Origin of the sequence: Streptomyces sp. LHD-70 (assembly GCF_031157275.1) — a bacterium.
GTDB lineage: Bacteria > Actinomycetota > Actinomycetes > Streptomycetales > Streptomycetaceae > Streptomyces.
Map to the genome: position 1 here is coordinate 83,246 of NZ_JAVIFW010000009.1, position 15,342 is coordinate 98,587.

Annotated in this window: 17 protein-coding genes; 10 read left to right on the forward strand and 7 right to left on the reverse strand. The window is 71.5% G+C overall.

All coding sequences use genetic code 11. The features are described 5' to 3' along the window. Positions 1-105: 105 nt before the first annotated feature. The 4 genes from RCO28_RS19090 (at position 106) to RCO28_RS19105 (ending at position 1,847) form a co-directional block, all read left to right on the forward strand. On the forward strand, positions 106-957 hold the full coding sequence (locus tag RCO28_RS19090; protein ID WP_308942361.1) for a helix-turn-helix transcriptional regulator: 852 nt from the start codon (positions 106-108) through the stop codon (positions 955-957). Positions 958-967: 10 nt separating this feature from the next. Next, entirely contained in the window at positions 968-1,159 is a 192-nt protein-coding gene (locus RCO28_RS19095) for a hypothetical protein (RefSeq protein ID WP_308942362.1), read from the forward strand. Between the two features lie 69 nt (positions 1,160-1,228). Then, positions 1,229-1,420 carry a hypothetical protein gene (locus RCO28_RS19100; protein ID WP_282540048.1) on the forward strand — a complete coding sequence of 64 codons (192 nt, stop codon included), beginning with the start codon at positions 1,229-1,231 and terminating at the stop codon, positions 1,418-1,420. Positions 1,421-1,469: 49 nt separating this feature from the next. Continuing rightward, positions 1,470-1,847: a VOC family protein gene (locus tag RCO28_RS19105; protein WP_308942363.1), complete on the forward strand. Its 378-nt coding sequence runs from the start codon at positions 1,470-1,472 to the stop codon at positions 1,845-1,847. 32 nt (positions 1,848-1,879) lie between these two features. Here the strand turns inward: RCO28_RS19105 and RCO28_RS19110 are convergent, their stop codons facing one another. Beyond that, complete coding sequence (locus tag RCO28_RS19110) at positions 1,880-2,233, reverse strand: hypothetical protein (RefSeq protein ID WP_308942364.1); 354 nt, start codon at positions 2,231-2,233, stop codon at positions 1,880-1,882. Positions 2,234-2,449: 216 nt separating this feature from the next. Here RCO28_RS19110 and RCO28_RS19115 point away from each other — a divergent pair, with 216 nt between their 5' ends. Beyond that, positions 2,450-3,067 (forward strand): hypothetical protein, encoded by a 618-nt coding sequence (locus RCO28_RS19115; protein WP_308942365.1) that lies wholly within the window; start codon positions 2,450-2,452, stop codon positions 3,065-3,067. Positions 3,068-3,129: 62 nt separating this feature from the next. Here the strand turns inward: RCO28_RS19115 and RCO28_RS19120 are convergent, their stop codons facing one another. Next, positions 3,130-4,737, reverse strand: coding sequence for a FadD3 family acyl-CoA ligase (locus RCO28_RS19120; protein ID WP_308942366.1), 1,608 nt, complete (start codon positions 4,735-4,737; stop codon positions 3,130-3,132). 167 nt (positions 4,738-4,904) lie between these two features. Between RCO28_RS19120 and RCO28_RS19125 the strand changes: the two genes are divergently transcribed. From RCO28_RS19125 to RCO28_RS19135, 3 genes are all read left to right on the forward strand, one after another. Further along, positions 4,905-6,059, forward strand: a complete 1,155-nt coding sequence (locus RCO28_RS19125) for a lipid-transfer protein (protein ID WP_308942367.1) — start codon at positions 4,905-4,907, stop codon at positions 6,057-6,059. A 93-nt stretch (positions 6,060-6,152) separates the two neighbouring features. Next, positions 6,153-6,611: an OB-fold domain-containing protein gene (locus tag RCO28_RS19130; RefSeq protein ID WP_308942368.1), complete on the forward strand. Its 459-nt coding sequence runs from the start codon at positions 6,153-6,155 to the stop codon at positions 6,609-6,611. Further along, positions 6,608-7,387 carry an enoyl-CoA hydratase/isomerase family protein gene (locus tag RCO28_RS19135; protein WP_308942369.1) on the forward strand — a complete coding sequence of 260 codons (780 nt, stop codon included), beginning with the start codon at positions 6,608-6,610 and terminating at the stop codon, positions 7,385-7,387. The genes RCO28_RS19130 and RCO28_RS19135 overlap by 4 nt, the downstream gene beginning before the upstream one ends. A gap of 19 nt (positions 7,388-7,406) precedes the next feature. Here the strand turns inward: RCO28_RS19135 and RCO28_RS19140 are convergent, their stop codons facing one another. Next, complete coding sequence (locus tag RCO28_RS19140; RefSeq protein ID WP_308942370.1) at positions 7,407-7,940, reverse strand: hypothetical protein; 534 nt, start codon at positions 7,938-7,940, stop codon at positions 7,407-7,409. 291 nt (positions 7,941-8,231) lie between these two features. Between RCO28_RS19140 and RCO28_RS19145 the strand changes: the two genes are divergently transcribed. Further along, the gene (locus RCO28_RS19145) at positions 8,232-9,044 is read left to right on the forward strand and encodes a hypothetical protein (RefSeq protein WP_308942371.1); all 813 of its coding nucleotides are present in this window, start codon (positions 8,232-8,234) and stop codon (positions 9,042-9,044) included. On the opposite strand, the gene RCO28_RS19150 is transcribed toward RCO28_RS19145, so the two are convergent. Together RCO28_RS19150 and RCO28_RS19155 are read right to left on the reverse strand one after the other, a co-directional pair. Beyond that, entirely contained in the window at positions 9,019-11,475 is a 2,457-nt protein-coding gene (locus RCO28_RS19150; protein WP_308942372.1) for a PQQ-binding-like beta-propeller repeat protein, read from the reverse strand. The two genes, RCO28_RS19145 and RCO28_RS19150, sit on opposite strands and share 26 nt — an antisense overlap. Positions 11,476-11,761: 286 nt before the next feature. After that, entirely contained in the window at positions 11,762-12,562 is an 801-nt protein-coding gene (locus RCO28_RS19155) for a VOC family protein (protein WP_308942373.1), read from the reverse strand. Positions 12,563-12,709: 147 nt separating this feature from the next. Between RCO28_RS19155 and RCO28_RS19160 the strand changes: the two genes are divergently transcribed. After that, the gene (locus tag RCO28_RS19160) at positions 12,710-13,357 is read left to right on the forward strand and encodes a TetR family transcriptional regulator (RefSeq protein WP_308942374.1); all 648 of its coding nucleotides are present in this window, start codon (positions 12,710-12,712) and stop codon (positions 13,355-13,357) included. A gap of 240 nt (positions 13,358-13,597) precedes the next feature. Here the strand turns inward: RCO28_RS19160 and RCO28_RS19165 are convergent, their stop codons facing one another. Then, positions 13,598-14,074, reverse strand: coding sequence for a nitroreductase family deazaflavin-dependent oxidoreductase (locus RCO28_RS19165; protein WP_308942375.1), 477 nt, complete (start codon positions 14,072-14,074; stop codon positions 13,598-13,600). After that, a complete protein-coding gene (locus tag RCO28_RS19170; RefSeq protein ID WP_308942376.1) occupies positions 14,074-15,306 on the reverse strand; it encodes an acyl-CoA dehydrogenase family protein in 1,233 nt (410 codons plus the stop codon). Before RCO28_RS19170 ends, RCO28_RS19165 begins: the two co-directional genes overlap by 1 nt. Between the last annotated feature and the right edge of the window lie 36 nt (positions 15,307-15,342).

Genomic DNA, 15,342 nt, shown 5'->3' on the forward strand with positions numbered 1-15,342 from the left:
AGGGGATACCGTGTCTATCGCTTCGGGGATATTTACCCCTATCAAGGTGGACCACCCCTCCCCTTCGGGGCAGACTGAACGCCACCGCACACGGGAGGGGGCGTCATGGGAACCAGGTCCATGCCGACGGAGCGCCAGAAGAGGATCGGCGCCGAACTGCGCAAGATGCGCCTGGCGGCCGGAGCCACCACTGAGCACGCGGCCGCCCTGCTCGGCATCGACCGTCCCAGGCTGGCCAACATGGAGTCGGGCGTACGCCCCATCTCACCGGACCGGATCCAGACGCTGGCGGCTAACTACGCCTGCGCAGACGACCGTTACGTCGATGCCCTCATCGCCACGGCGTCCAGCAAGGAACGCGGCTGGTGGGAGAAGCACCGGGGCACGTTGTCCGCCGGCCTTCTGGACATCGCCGAGCTGGAGTGGCACGCGCAGCGCGTACGCACGGCACAGGTCATGCACGCGCCCGGCCTCCTACAGACCGAGGAGTACGCGCGTGCGGTCTTCAACGCCGTACTCCCGCCCCTCTCTCGCCTCGAAGTCGAACTGCGCGTCGCCCACCGCATGGACCGGCAGCGGGTGTTCGCCCGCCCGGAACCGCTGACCTACGTTGCCTACGTGCACGAAAGCGCCCTGCTCATGCGTTTCGGCGGCGCCGAGGTGACACGTCGGCAGCTCCAGCACCTGTGCACGGAGTCCGAGCGCAGCACCGTCGACGTACGGGTCGTCCCGCTCGACGCCGACGGCTTCCCCGGGGCCGGACATGCACTTCTCTACGCGGACGGAGCGACGCCACAACTGGACACCGTGCAGCTGGACTCCGCCCACGGCCCCGAGTTCACGCACGCGGACGCCCAACTCGCCAAGTACCGGGCCCACTTGACCTGGATGGACCAGGTCGGCCTGTCCTCCGCCGCCTCCCGGGACCTCATCCACAAGACCGCCCGCTCACTCTGAGGAAAGCACCGTGACTGACATCAACTGGGAAGAGCCCTTCTGCGGCGAAGGAAACAACTGCTTCCGCCTGGGCACAGACACCCAAGGCAACGCCTACATAGCCGTCGCAGGCCAGGAGGACCACCCCCTCACCGACACCCGCGAAGCCCTCCGCACCCTCATCCGCGACATCAAGGCAGGCAAGGCGGATCACCTGCTCTGAAGGCCCCGCCACGGCAGCGGAAGTACCGTACCCAAGCTGAACGCCGCCGCGACCTCTAGGAGTCGAAGAGTGCCCGCCATCGACTGGGATGAGCCCTTCTGCGGCGAAGGAGCCAACTGCTTCCGCCTGGGCACAGACACCCAAGGCAACGCCTACATAGCCGTCGCAGGCCAGGAGGACCACCCCCTCACCGACACCCGCGAAGCCCTCCGCACCCTCATCCGCGACATCAAGGCAGGCAAGGCGGATCACCTGCTCTGAGGCGCGGAACTCGCTGGACTTTCCCCACCACCCGCACGAAGCTCCCCCCATGACCTCCCACGTGCGCCACCTCACCTACGACAGCCACGACGCCTACGCCCAGGCGGTCTTCTGGGCCGAAGCCCTGGGCGGGAAGGTGTCCGACGAGGACGTTCCCGGGGACCCGGAGGCGCTCGTCGAGTGGGCGGGGACGCCGATGCTGTTCGTGACCGTGCCGGAGCCGAAGGCCGTCAAGAACCGGCTGCACGTCGACCTGCAGCCCCAGGACCGTACTCGTGACGAAGAGGTCGCCCGGCTGCTCGCCCTCGGGGCCCGGCAGGTCGCCGACCACCGTGTCGCGGACGGCCGGGGCTGGGTCACCCTCGCCGACCCCGAGGGCAACGAGTTCTGCGTGGAGCGAAGTGTGCAGGAACGGGAGGGGAGTTGAGCGGCCACTCCCCCGGGCCTTCCTAGGTCCTCCTAGTACCGCAGCGCCGCCGCCACCCGCCCCCCGTCGGCCAGCGACTCGTCCGGTACGAACTGGACCTCGCCGCCCGCCTCCAGGACGCTTTCCACGAGGTCGTCCACGATGTCCTGGACCGCGTCGAGGTCGTCGTCCCCGGCCGGGATGAGATGGCCCTCGCCCGCGCGGACCGTCGCGCGGAAGTGCTCCTCCACGACGAGGAGTTCGACGCGGCCGCTGGTCGCCGCCTCCCACACCTCGTCCAGGCCCGCCGCGTACGCCTTGCGGCCGCGAGCCGCGTCCAGGGTGGTGTGGGCCGCGGTGACGGCGCGTTCCGCGCACGCGTCTTCGAGGTCGACACCGAAGGCCACACCGGCTACTGGGACCAGGGCAGCGAAAGTCTCATCAACCAGGGGAAGATCATCGCGGGCCAGTCGCCCAGCGAGGGACAGCACCAAGAGAACGACTAACAGCCCCGGAGCACACCCGGGGCGGGAGCCCGCTGAACCATGCCCACACACATGAAGTGCCGCCGCAAAACCCTGCCCGTACTGGCTCTCTTGGCGCTGCTCGCCACTGCAGGATGCATGACCGACAGCGGAAAGAACGACCCTCTCCCCGTGAAGAGCCAGTCGAGGGCCGAGTACGAGGTACGCGCGCTGATCGACCTGCTGGCAGACGAGCTCGGTTCCGAGGTCGACACCGAGACCGTGAACAAGAACTTCCGGGAATGCAGGGGCAAGCAGGGCGATGAGGCCAACGACGGACGGTTCGACCTCGGCTATTCGGCAGCTGTCCCGCACCCACGCGCGGAGTACAACTCAGGGCTGAAGAAGCTCCGGAAGAAGCTGGAGGCCAAGGGCTACAAGGTCACCGACTACCGCGAGGGCGACTGGCGGCACATCCTGCTCTATGCGAAGGGAGGCGACGCCAACTACTTCGTGTCCGTTGGCGCATCGAAGCCCCCGTACGACGAGATGACCGTCTACGTCACCACCCCCTGCTTCCTCCCGCCCGGAGTCGACCAGGAGCAGGTCTCCGCCCCGCAGCCCCGTCCGCAGCGCGATACCGCACCCGCTGTGCCTGCCGCCCCTGCCGTGACGGCCGCGCCGCCCGCGGCCCCGGTGCGCACACCGGCAGTCCCCGCGCCGGCCCGGCAGCCGGACTCAGGTCAACACCCCACGCTCGTCCGCCACTTCGGCTGAGCATCGGCAAGAGCGGGAGAGGGGCGCGCCGCCCGTCTACAACACCCCTCAGCGACACCCCCTCACCGCCCCCGCAACTCCCCCTTGACCACCTTCCCACTCGCATTCCGAGGCAGCGCCCCCACGAACTCCACCGCCCGCGGCACCTTGTAGTTCGCCATCTCGCGGCGGGACCAGGCGATCAGGTCGTCGGCCGTGGCGAGGGCGCCCGGGTGGCGCACCACGTAGGCCTTGCCGACCTCGCCCAGGCGAGCGTCCGGTACGCCGATGACCGCCACGTCGGCCACGTCCGGGTGCAGGCCGAGGAGTTGCTCTATTTCTGCCGGGTAGGCGTTGAAGCCGCCGACGATGAACATGTCCTTGATGCGGTCGGTGATGCGCAGGTTGCCCGCCTCGTCCAGGACGCCCACGTCGCCCGTGTGCAGCCAGCCGTCCGGGGTGATGGACTTCTTCGTCTCCTGCGGGTCCTCGAAGTAGCCGCTCATCACGTTGTGGCCGCGGACCAGGATCTCGCCGGGACGGCCGGGCGGCAGCGGGTCGCCCGCCGGGGAGACGACGCGTACCTCCGTGTCGGGGATCGCGCGGCCCGAGGTCTGGGCGATGACCTCCGCCGGGTCGCCTCTGCGGCACATCGTCACGATGCCGCCGGCCTCGGAGAGCCCGTACGCCGTGAGGACCGTGCCGATGTGGAGTTCGGCGCGCAGACGTTCCACCAGCTGGAGCGGGACGACCGCCGCGCCCGTCACCACCAGGCGCAGGGCGGAGAGGTCGTGTGCGTCCCGGGCCGGGTGGTCCAGCAACGACTGGTGCAGGGTCGGCGGGCCGGGCAGGACCGAGATGCGTTCTGCGGCGATGTTGGCGAGGACCGTGTCCACGTTGAACACCGGCTGCGGCACCATCGTCGCACCGCGCATCAGGCAGGCGATGATGCCCGCCTTGTAGCCGAAGGTGTGGAAGAACGGGTTGACGATGAGGTAGCGGTCGCCCTCGCGCAGCCCGGCCAGCTCGCTCCAGATGTCGTAGCAGCGGAGGGTCTGCGCGTGCGTGATGACGGCGCCCTTGGGGCGGCCGGTGGTGCCGGACGTGAAGATGATGTCGGAGGGGGACGACGGCTGCACGGCACGCGCCCGCTCGGCGACCTCGTCCGCGCTCACCTCCGCCCCGCTCGCCAGGAAGTCCTTCCACGTACGGAAGTTCTCCGGAGCGTCGTCCGCGAGGACCACCACCTGCTCCAGGTGCGGAAGGGCGGGCAGCGGGCCCGGGCCCGTGCCCTCCGTCGTCGCGCGGCGCAGCGAGGCCACGTACGACGTGCCGAGGAACGTGCCCGTGATGAACAGCAGCTTCGCGCGCGACCGCTCCAGTACGTACGCCGCCTCCGTGCCCTTGAAGCGGGTGTTGAGCGGGACCAGGACCGCGCCGGCCGTGACGGCGCCGAGGGCCGAGACGATCCAGTCGAGGGTGTTGGGCGCCCAGACCGCGACCCGGTCTCCGGGTTCGACGCCGTTCGCCACGCAGGCGGCCGCGGCGTGCTCGACGCGTGCGCCGAGTTCCGCGTACGTGATCCGGGTGCGGCCCTCGACGACCGCCTCCCGGTCCGCGTACCGCCGCGCCGCCGCCCGCACCAGCTCCGGAACCGTGCCCCCGGTGCTCCACCCGTCGTCGCCGCGCATCGCAAGCCTCCAAGGAAGTAGCAAGGAACCAGCAAGGGAGTAGCAAGGAAGTGGCCGCGCATAGCCGCACACTCGTAGCCGACTCGTAGCTGACTATCCGTCAGATTAGCTGTAGCCTTCGCGGCTGTCAGCACTGCGGCAGCCGTACGCAACCCTCGGAGGTGATGATGGCGTCGTCGAGTCTCAAGGACGCTACAGCGATCGTCGGGATTGGCCAGACCCCCTTCGCGAAACAACTCCCCGAATCCGAGAAGACCTTGGCGGCCCGCGCCATCGTCGCCGCGCTCGACGACGCCGGGATCGCCCCGTCGGAGGTCGACGCCTTCGCCTCGTACACGATGGAGGAGACCGACGAGGTCGAGATAGCCAAGGCCGTCGGCGCCGGTGACGTCACCTTCTTCAGCAAGGTCGGGTACGGCGGCGGAGGCTCCTGCGCCACGATCGCGCACCTCGCCGCGGCCGTCGCCACCGGCCAGGCGAACGTGGGCGTGGCCTGGCGCTCCCGCAAGCGCGGCTCAGGACCGCGCCCCTGGAAGAACACCGCCGTCCAACTCCCCACGCCCGCCCAGTGGACCCGCCCCTTCGGCCTGCTCCGCCCAGCCGACGAGATCGGCATGCTGGCCCGCCGCTACATGCACGAGTACGGCGCCACCCGCGACCACCTCTTCAACGTCGCCCTGGCCTGCCGCAACCGCGCCAACCAGAACCCGGCCGCGATGATGTACGAGCGCCCCCTGACCCGCGACATGTATATGACCTCGCGCTGGATCAGCGAGCCGCTCTGCCTCTTCGACAACTGCCTGGAGACGGACGGCGCGTTGGCGTGCGTGATCGTCTCCGCCGAGCGCGCCCGCGACTGCCGACAGAAGCCCGTGTACGTGCACTCCGTCGCCCAGGGCCTGCCCGCCCAGCACCACGGGATGGTCAACTACTGGAACGACGACCCGCTGACCGGTCCCGCCTGGACCGCGGCCCGACACCTCTGGAAACAGGCCGACTTCGGGCCCCAGGACGTCGACGTCGCGCAGATCTACGACGCGTTCACCCCGCTCATCCCGCTCTCCCTGGAGGGGTACGGCTTCTGCGGCCGCGGCGAGGGCGGCGCGTTCACCGAGGGCGGCGCCCTGGAGATCGGAGGGCGGCTGCCGATGAACACCGGCGGCGGCGGCCTCAGCGAGGCGTACGTACACGGCTTCAACCTGATCAACGAGGGCGTGAAGCAGCTGCGGGGCGTGAGCACCGCCCAGGTTCCCGATGCCGGTACCTGCCTGGTCACAGCAGGCGAGGGCGTGCCGACATCGGCGGTACTGCTCAGAGCCTGATCAGGGCCGCCCCCGCACGGGGCGCCCCTGCAGGGGCGCGGGGAACTGCGCGACCAGCCACGACGAGACCGGCACTCCGCAAAGGACAACGACATGGCAGACGCTGCCCGGACCAGCAACCTCCTCACCCCGCACGTGGACGACGACGGAAAACCCTTCTGGGAGTACGCCGCCAGGGGCGAGCTACGCGTACAGGCCTGCGCAAGGCCTGATTGCCAAGAGCTCCGCTTTCCCCCCAGGCCCTGCTGCCCGCACTGCCAGTCCTTCGACAGCGAATGGCGCCGCATGAGCGGCAAGGGCCGCATCTGGTCGTACGTCCTGCCGCACCCCCCGCTGCTGCCCGCGTACGCGGAACTCGCCCCGTACAACGCGATCGTCGTCGAACTGGCGGACGCGCCGCGGATCCGGCTGGTCGGGAACCTGGTGAGCGAGGCGGGGGCCGCGCTGAACTCGGTGGACCCGGCGCGGCTGCGGATCGGGGCGCGGGTGCAGGTGGTCTTCGGTGAGGTCGACGGCCAGGTGCTGCCGCAGTGGGTCCTGGAGCGGCCGTGATTACCCCCGGACTGCGAGTGGAGCGGGACGAGAAGACGGGCGTCGCCGTCCTCACCCTCGACCGCCCGTCCCGCCACAACGCCATCGACCTCGACACGGCAGCCCAACTCACCGCGAGCTGGCGGGAGTTCAGATACGACGACTCCGTACGGGCGATCGTCCTGACCGGCTCGGGCGACCGGGCGTTCTGCACCGGCATCGACCGCGGCGCCGAAGTCCCCCAGCCGCCCTCGCCGTACTCCATCGACGATCCCCTGGTGGCGATCGGGCCCAAGGCCAACGACCTGTGGAAGCCGGTGATCGCCGCCGTCAACGGCATGGCCTGCGGCGGGGCGTTCTACCTGCTCGGCGAGGCGGAGTTCCTGGTGGCGGACGAGCGCGCCACGTTCTTCGACCCGCACACCACGTACGGCATGGTCAGCGCGTACGAGTCGATCGCGATGGCGCAGCGGATGCCGTTCGGCGAGGTGGCGCGGATGTCGCTGCTCGGGACGGCCGAGCGGATGTCGGCGGCGCGGGCGCACGCGATCGGCCTGGTGAGCGAAGTGACCCCGGACGGCCGGGCGTTAGCGGCCGCGGTGGAGTGCGCGCGGATCGTCGCCGGGTATCCGCCGGGTGCCGTGGAGGGCACCGTACGGGCGGTGTGGGCGGCGAAGGAGGCGGCGCGCACGCAGGCTCTCGCGCACGCGCCGCATCTCGTCGCGCTCGGCAACCTGCCGCCGGAGCAGCAGGCGGGCCTCTTCGGCGGGCGCGGCGGCGACTTCCGCCTCCGCTGACCCGCCGGGCCCAACCGCCTTACAGGGACGGCGACTTGATGACGGAGCTAACCTCGCATCGGCCCTGGAGCTGGGCCACGTCGGAGTCGTACACGGCGTCCTCGACGGTGCCCTCGTAGGGCGTGCCCACGGCGACGGCGTCGTGGCTGAAGAACGTGGAGCCGACGCGCGAGCCGGACGAGTCGTTGAAGATCATCGTGCCGCTGTAGTCGGCGGAGCCGCTGGCGTCACCGTTGGTGATCGTGTACTTCCAGGTGATCTTGGCCTGGGTGGAGCTCACACCGTTGATCACGCAGTCGGTGATGCGGATGTCCGACTCGGCCGCGGTGGTGGGCCCTGCGGACGGGGTGCTGCCGTAGTCGCCGGTGGACGACTGGTAGTCGTCATCGTCGTCGTAGTCGCTGGAGCCGCCCGAGCTGTAACCGCCGGACGAGCTGGAGCTCGACGAGGAGTTGTCGTCGCAGCCTCCGCCGTCACCGCCGCGACGGGCTCCCGTCAGGGCGACCACGACCACGGCGGCCACCGCCACGGCGCGTACGTGACGCATCTTCATGTTTTTTGCTCCCCCGAAGTGTGTGCATACGTTGGCGGCGCACTGATGGCGCGCGAAAGGGCCCGTTTCTGACGGGCGCACGTCACCTTAGCAGTGGCACTTACACCGTCTTTATACGGCCGTCCGGGCTCGCAATCGGCCCTGGGAGCCGGTCCGTTACAAGGCTGTAGACGTGCCGTGCGCGGCTGTTGCGAGGCGGTCGTCCGGGGTCCTCGTCGCCGCGTGGCGCCGGGCGCCTACCGGGCGTAGCGTCGGGACCGAGAGCCCCCTTGCGTGGCTTGGAGGTCACCGATGAGGCGCACGCTGATGGGCACGCTGCGTAACGTGATCGGATCGATCCTCGCTCTCGCCGGAGCGACGGCCGCCGTCTGGAGCCCCTTCCGTATCTGGTACGACGGCCGTCACGGGCGGGACTACCGCATCGGCGAGCTCTTCACCGGTACGGGCGTGACGGAGGCGGGGGCGCAGCTGTTCGGCTCGCTCTTCCTGCCCTTCGCGTTCGCGGCTCTGCTCGCGCTGGCCGGGGTCGTGCTGCGCTCACGTCTTCTGGTGGCCGCTTCGGGCCTGCTCACACTCGCGTTCACCGTGCTGTGGATGGTCCGCGTGGGCCAGGCCGAGGGCTCGATGAGCGTGGCCGGCGATGGCAACGGCCTCGGCGCCGGTGCGGGATACGCGCTGGTCGGCGGCGTGCTCCTGCTGCTCGCCGCCCTCGTGATGGCGGGCCGGCGCAGGCGCGTGGAACGCGGGCCCAGGCAGGCGCCGTACGACTCGGGCCCGCACGACGGCGGCCCTCACGACACCGGCCCTCCCGACACCGGCCCTCCCGATACCGGTCCTCACGACACCGGTCCTCACGACACCGGTCCTCACGATCCCGGCCCGTACGACCGCGACGCGTACGACCGCGAGCCGCACGACCGCGAGCCGCACGACCGCGAGCCGCACGACCGCGGCCCGCACCCCCAGGGCCCGCACACCCCAGGCCCTCAGGGCCCGCACGCCCCCGACCCCCACGGCGACACCGCCCCGTACCCCCGGCAGCCCGGCACCCCGCCGGAGTCCGGGCCCACCTCCGGGCCTACCTCGAGGAACCCGTCCCCTTGACCGCGTCCAGGGCGTACACGCAGCGGTCCTTGCTGCACGCGTACACGACGCCCGCCTCCGCGACCGGGGAGCCGGTGATCTCGCCGCCCGTGGCGAGCTTCCAGCGGAGCTGACCGCCGACCGCGTCGAGCGTGTAGAGGCAGTGGTCGGCCGAGCCGAAGTGGATGCGGCCGTCGGCGGCGACCGGGGAGCCGACCACCTCGCCGCCCGCCTGGAAGCGCCACTTGGGCGTGCCCGTGACCGCGTCGAGGGTGTAGAGGCCGTTGCCGCTGCCCACGTGGACGTGGCCGCCGGTGACCAGGACCGGCTCGGCGGACGAGCGGGACTCGGTCGCGATGCGCCAGCGGTCGCGGCCGTCGGAGGCGTCCACCGCGTACACCGTGCCGAGGTAGTCCGCGAGGTACACGCCGCCGCCGGTCACCGCCGGGCCGGGCGCGAACGCGGGCGGGGAGAGGAAGACAGCCGGGGCCTCGAAGCGCCAGGGCACGTGCCCGCCGTCGATGTCGATCGCCAACACCCTTGTCCCGGCGGCGACATACACGAACCCGTCCTCGGCGGGCGTGATCCGCACCGGCACTCCGCCGCAGGACGCGGCGTCCCCGACGGGGTACGACCAGCGCTCGGTGCCCGTGCGGGCCTCCAGGGCGCGCAGCCGGCCCTCCTGCCAGACGAAGACCGTGCCGTCATGGATGACCGGGCCGGCCTCGGGGGTCTCGAAGTCGGTCTGGACGCCGGTGATCTCCCACAGTGTCTCGCCGTTGGCGGCCTCGACGGCCTGGACGCCGCCGCCACGGGTCGCGGTGACGACGGTGCCGCGGTCGGCGCGCAGCGCGTACACCCAGGCGTCGGTCTGGCGGCGCCACAGGTCGGTGCCGTCGGTGGCGTCGAGCGCGTACAGGGTGGGGCCGTCGGAGGCGTGGATGCGGCCGTCGGCGACGGCCATCGACCAGGCGACGTCGCGGGTCTTGAACTGCCGCCGCCCGGTGGACACATCGAGGGCGTGCACCTCGAAGGACGTGACGTAGACCCGGTCGCCCGCGACGTGCGGGGTGCCCCACACGTCGTTGGACATCCGGAACCGCCAGGGCCTCCAGGGCGCGTCCGGCTGGTGCTGCGGCGGCACCTCGGGCGGGCGCGGCGTGCCGTTGGCCAGTCCTCCGTGACGGGCCATCTCCTGCTGGTCGGCCGGGGCACCGGCGCCGCCCCGCACCCAGGAGGCGGCGAGGCCGTCGGCGGGCGAAGGCGCTACGGCGGCGGCGCGGGCGTCGGCGACCCGCGGCCCCGGACCGATCGGCACCGGGGCGCCGGGCAGCCGCACCGGACCGGAGTCGGGGCGGCCGGGGGTGGGGGCGGCGCCGGGCGCACCCGCGTCCCAGCCGCCCCGCGCGGGAGCGGGAGCGGCCTGTGCGGGCGGCGCGGCCACGGGCGCGCGCGAAGGCGGCGGGGGCACGGGGGCCGGGGCGGGGGCGGGCGGCGCCTGGGCGGCGGCCTTGCCCGCGCTGCGTCCGGAGCCGGCGGCGGGCTTGACCGGCGGGCGGCCGCCGCGGCGGCTCTCGATCAGGGCGACGGCCCGCTCGGGCAGCCAGGCAGAGGCGGTGCCGGAGTCGTCGGAGCCGGAGGAGAACAGGTGCGGGGCGAGCTGGGCCTGGAGGTCGGCGGGCGAGGGCCGCATCGCGGCCTCCATGTGCATACAGGTCTCGATCAGCGGCCGCAGCTCCTCGGGCAGCCCCTCCAGGTCGGGCCCTTCGCGCAGCAGCATGAAGACCGTCTCGACGGGGTTGGCGCCATGGAAGGGCGCGTGCCCGGTCGCCGCGAAGGCGAGGGTCGAGCCGAGCGAGAAGATGTCGCTGGCCCCGGTGACGCTGCGCGAGTCCTTGGCCTGCTCAGGGGACATGTACGCGGGCGTGCCGACGGCGACGTTCGTCATGGTCAGCCGGGTGTTGGAGACGCCGGACGCGATCCCGAAGTCGATCACGCGCGGCCCGTCCTCGACGACGAGGACGTTGGACGGCTTCAGGTCGCGGTGGACCAGGCCCGCGCCGTGGATGGACTGCAGGGCCTCGGCGACACCCGCGGCCAGCCAGCGCACGGCCTGGGCCGGCAGCGGCCCGCACTCGTTCACTATCTCTTCGAGGCTGGGGGCCGGTACGTAGGCGGTGGCGAGCCAGGGCACGGCCGCGCGCGGGTCGGCGTCGACGACGGCCGCGGTGTAGAAGCCGGACACGGCACGGGCCGCCTCGACCTCGCGCGTGAAGCGGACGCGGAACAGCTGGTCCTCGGCGAGCTCCGTCCGGACCGTCTTGATCGCGACACGTCGGCCGGAGGCCGAGCGCGCGAGATAGACGAGCCCCATGCCACCGGCACCGAGCCGGCCAAGCACCTCGAACGGCCCGATCCGCCTCGGATCGTGCTGCGTCAGCTGCTCCACCACTTGCCTGCCACCTCCCCGTACGAGACCGCGACGTATCGCGTATGCGTCGCATGAGTCGCGTACGAACCGACCGAGCGTGCAAACCGCTTCCGGTCAGCGTCTCACCAAGGAGCCGCGGCGGCGGCACGCACCCCGATTCTTCCGGTACTGGGCGATGGTTGCGAACCCAAGGGCGAACCGGGATGTCTCGCTCATTCAAGGCGATATCAGGTCATTCTCGGCGCCTTTTCCGACGGCCTTCCATCCGCTTCGGTGCCCGTACGTGACCGTAACCACGCCCCCGGGATCACGTCACCGGGTCCTGGAGCACGGCGAAGCCTGCGCCCTGGTCGTCCACGATCGCGGCCATCCTCCCGTACGGGATGTCGAAGGGATCGGCGCGCAGCCGCCCGCCGAGGCGCACGGCGGCCTCGGCGACGGCATCACAGTCCGTGACGTTGAAATAGACGAGGAAATGGGCGGGCATCTCCGCCGGGAACTGCCCGGCGACCATGGAACGCCCGCCGATCGCGGTGTCCGGGCCTGGCACGGTGCCGGCCGGCGACCAGGTGCGGAAGTCCTCTCCGGCGTCGGCCAGGTCGGTGCCGCCGTACCCGAAGACCGACTCGTAGAACGGGTCGACGACGCCCTTGTCCCTCGAATACACCTCGGTCCAGCAGAAGGAGTCCGGCTCGCCCCGCTTCTCGAAGCCAGGGTGCGTGCCGCCCTGCCAGAGACCGAAGACGGCGCCCTCGGGGTCGGCCGCGAGCGCCACGGTGCCGAAGGGCCCGGCCGGCGCAGGCTCACTCACGACCTGCCCGCCCTCGTCGCGGATCCGGCGGCAGAGGGCGTACGCGTCCGGCGTCGCGAAGTAGACGTTCCAGACCGTCGGCATGCGGCCGTCCCGCTTGGGCGCGAGCGCGGCGACGGCACGGCCCTCGCTGTACGCCCGCGCGAAGGGCCCGTACTCCTGGCCCGCACCCGCGTCGTCGAAGGTCCAGCCGAAAAGCTCGCCGTAGAACCGCTTGCCGGCCTCGACGTCGGACAGCTGGGCGTCCACCCAGCAGGGGACGCCCTCCGCGAAACCGGCCACCGGGGTGTCTGGCATGAGCCCGCCCTTTCTCGGGAGCTTTCCCCCTCAAAGTAAGGGTGCGACGCAAACCGCGCAGGAAAACCAATCGGCACCTTCCTGACCATCCGCCCCATTTGCAGTCGGCCGAATCGCGCTCCGATCACCCCTCGGTAAGCTGACGGCATGACAGGACAAGTACGCACCGTCGACGGCCGTGTTGCCGGTCGACGCGGTCAGGCGACGCGGCAGAAGTTGCTCGACTGCCTCAGCGAGATGCTCAGTTCTTCGCCGTACCGGGACGTCAAGGTCATCGATGTCGCCCGCAAGGCCGGGACTTCGCCCGCGACCTTCTATCAGTACTTCCCCGACGTCGAGGGCGCGGTCCTGGAGATCGCCGAGCAAATGGCCGCCGAGGGCGCGGGGTTGACGGATGTCCTCGCGGAGCGGTCCTGGGTCGGCAAGTCCGGCTGGCAGGCCGCGCAGGAACTGGTGGACGGGTTCCTGGATTTCTGGCGCAAGAACGATGCGATTCTGCGCGTGGTGGATCTCGGGGCGGCCGAGGGCGACAAACGGTTCTACAAAATCAGGATGAAGATCCTGAACTCCGTCACCAACTCCCTTACGGACACGGTCAAGGACCTGCAGTCCAAGGGCAAGGTGGACAAGGACGTCAGCCCGGCGGCGATGGCGGGTTCCCTGGTCGCGATGCTCGCGGCGGTCGCCTCGCACCAGAAGGGGTTTCAGAGCTGGGGCGTGAAGCAGGCCGAACTCAAGCCGAACTTGGCGCTGTTGGTGCATTTGGGAATTACTGGCAAGAAGCCGACGAAGTAACGGTAAGGGGCTTCCCCTTGCCACCCCGTCCTGCCTGTCCAGTCCTGTCATGAAGGCGACGGCCGTCTGACCAACGGCTCGTCGCCTTCGGCGTTTTCGGGGGCCAGCCCCCGGACCCCCGCTCCTCAATCGCCGGAGGGGCTCACTTTTGAGCCCCTCCGGCGATTGAGGAGGCCCGTCCGGCAGGCCACGCGGCGCCAGCCGCATATCGGACACAGCCGGGAAGGGGCGGGGAGGGGATCAATCTCTGCGGTCCAGGCGGAAGAGGCGGATCTCGCGGTCCACCCGGGCCTGGTACGTCGCGTACGGGGGCCAGAAGCGCAGGGCGGCCGCCCACGCCTCCTCCCGCTCCGCACCCGCGAGGAGCCGCGCCGTCACCGCCACGTCCACCCCCTTCCAGCTGATCGACACCTCCGGATGCGCCAGCAGGTTCGCCGTCCACGCCGGATGCCCGGGACGGCCGAAGTTGGAGCCGATCAGGAGCCACGTGCCGGAGGACTCCTCCGGCATGCACGCCAGCGGCGTACGGCGCAACTGACCGGTCTTCGCGCCGCGCGCCGTCAGTACGACCCCGGGCAGCATCTGCGCGCTGAGCAGCACCTTCCCCCGGGTGAGCCGGTGCACCGCCCGGTCCATCGCGGGGATGAACCGGGGTGCGACCTTCGCGAAGGCACGCGTCGAGGAGATCTTCTGGACGAGCCGGATCCCGGGCGGCATCAGACGGCCACCTCCGCGTCCGCGGTCGGGGCCGCGAACAGCCCCGCCCGCTCCGCCGCCTGCGCCCGCAGCCGGTGCACGGGCCCGAAGAGCAGCTCGTCGCCCGCGGCCCGCTTGAAGTACAGATGCGCGTCGTGCTCCCAGGTGAACCCGATGCCGCCGTGCAGCTGGACCGCCTCCGACGAGGCGGTACGCAGCGCCTCCAACGCCTGCGCGAGGGCGAGCGCACCAGCCCGTTCCGCACCGCCACCGCCACCGCCACCGCCACCGCCGGAGGCGACCGTCGCCCACGCCGCGTAGTACGCCGCCGAGCGTGCCGCCTGAACGGCCACGTACACGTCCGCGAGCCGGTGCTTGACCGCCTGGAACGAACCGATCGCGCGCCCGAACTGCTCGCGCTGCCGCACGTACTCGACGGTCTTGGCGAGTGCCGCGTCGGCGGCCCCCGCGGCCTCGGCGGCGAGCACGGCCGCCGCCGCGTCACCGGTGGCGGCGAGCGCGTCGGTCACGGCCTGCGCGTCGTCCACCCCCAGCAACTCCGCGTCCGCGTCCCGCAGTTCGATCCGCGCCTGGGGCCGGGTCTCGTCGAGCGTGGTCTGCCGTACGGCGCCGACCCCGGAGGCGTCCGCGCGTACGAGGAAGAGCAGCGTCCGGGAGCGGGCGAAGCCGCCGGTGTGGGCGGCGACGACGAGCAGGCCCGCGCTGTGCCCGTCGAGCACCTGCTCGGCCTGCCCGTAGAGCCGCCAGCCTTCGGTGTCGCAGCTCGCCTGTACGCCACCGGCGCGACCGCCGCCCGCCCAGTCGCCGGTGAGGTCGCCGGCGAGGCCGAGCGCGGTGGCCAGGGAGGTGCCGGGGACGGCGAGCGCCGCTGCGGTGCGGCCGGCCGCGATGTCGGGCAGCCAGGCGCGGCGCTGCTCCTCGGTGCCGAGTCGGGCGACGAGCGGGGCGGCGAGCGCGGCCGTGGCGAGCAGCGGGCTCGGCACGAGGGCGCGGCCGGTCTCCTCGCAGGCGAGGGCGAGCTCGGTGGCCGTGCAGCCGACCCCGCCGTAGGTCTCGGGTAGAGCGAGGCCGGGCAGGCCGAGCTGCTCGGCGAGGGTCTGCCAGAGCGCGGTGTCGTGTCCCGGGGGCGTACGGACCGCGGCCTTGACCTCGTCCGGTCCGCAGCGCTTGGCGACGAGTTCGCGCAGCGTGCGCCGGATCTCGTCCTGCTCCGCGGTGAAGGCGGCATCCATCGGCGGGCTCCTCCCCTCGGAGGCGGCACGGCACCG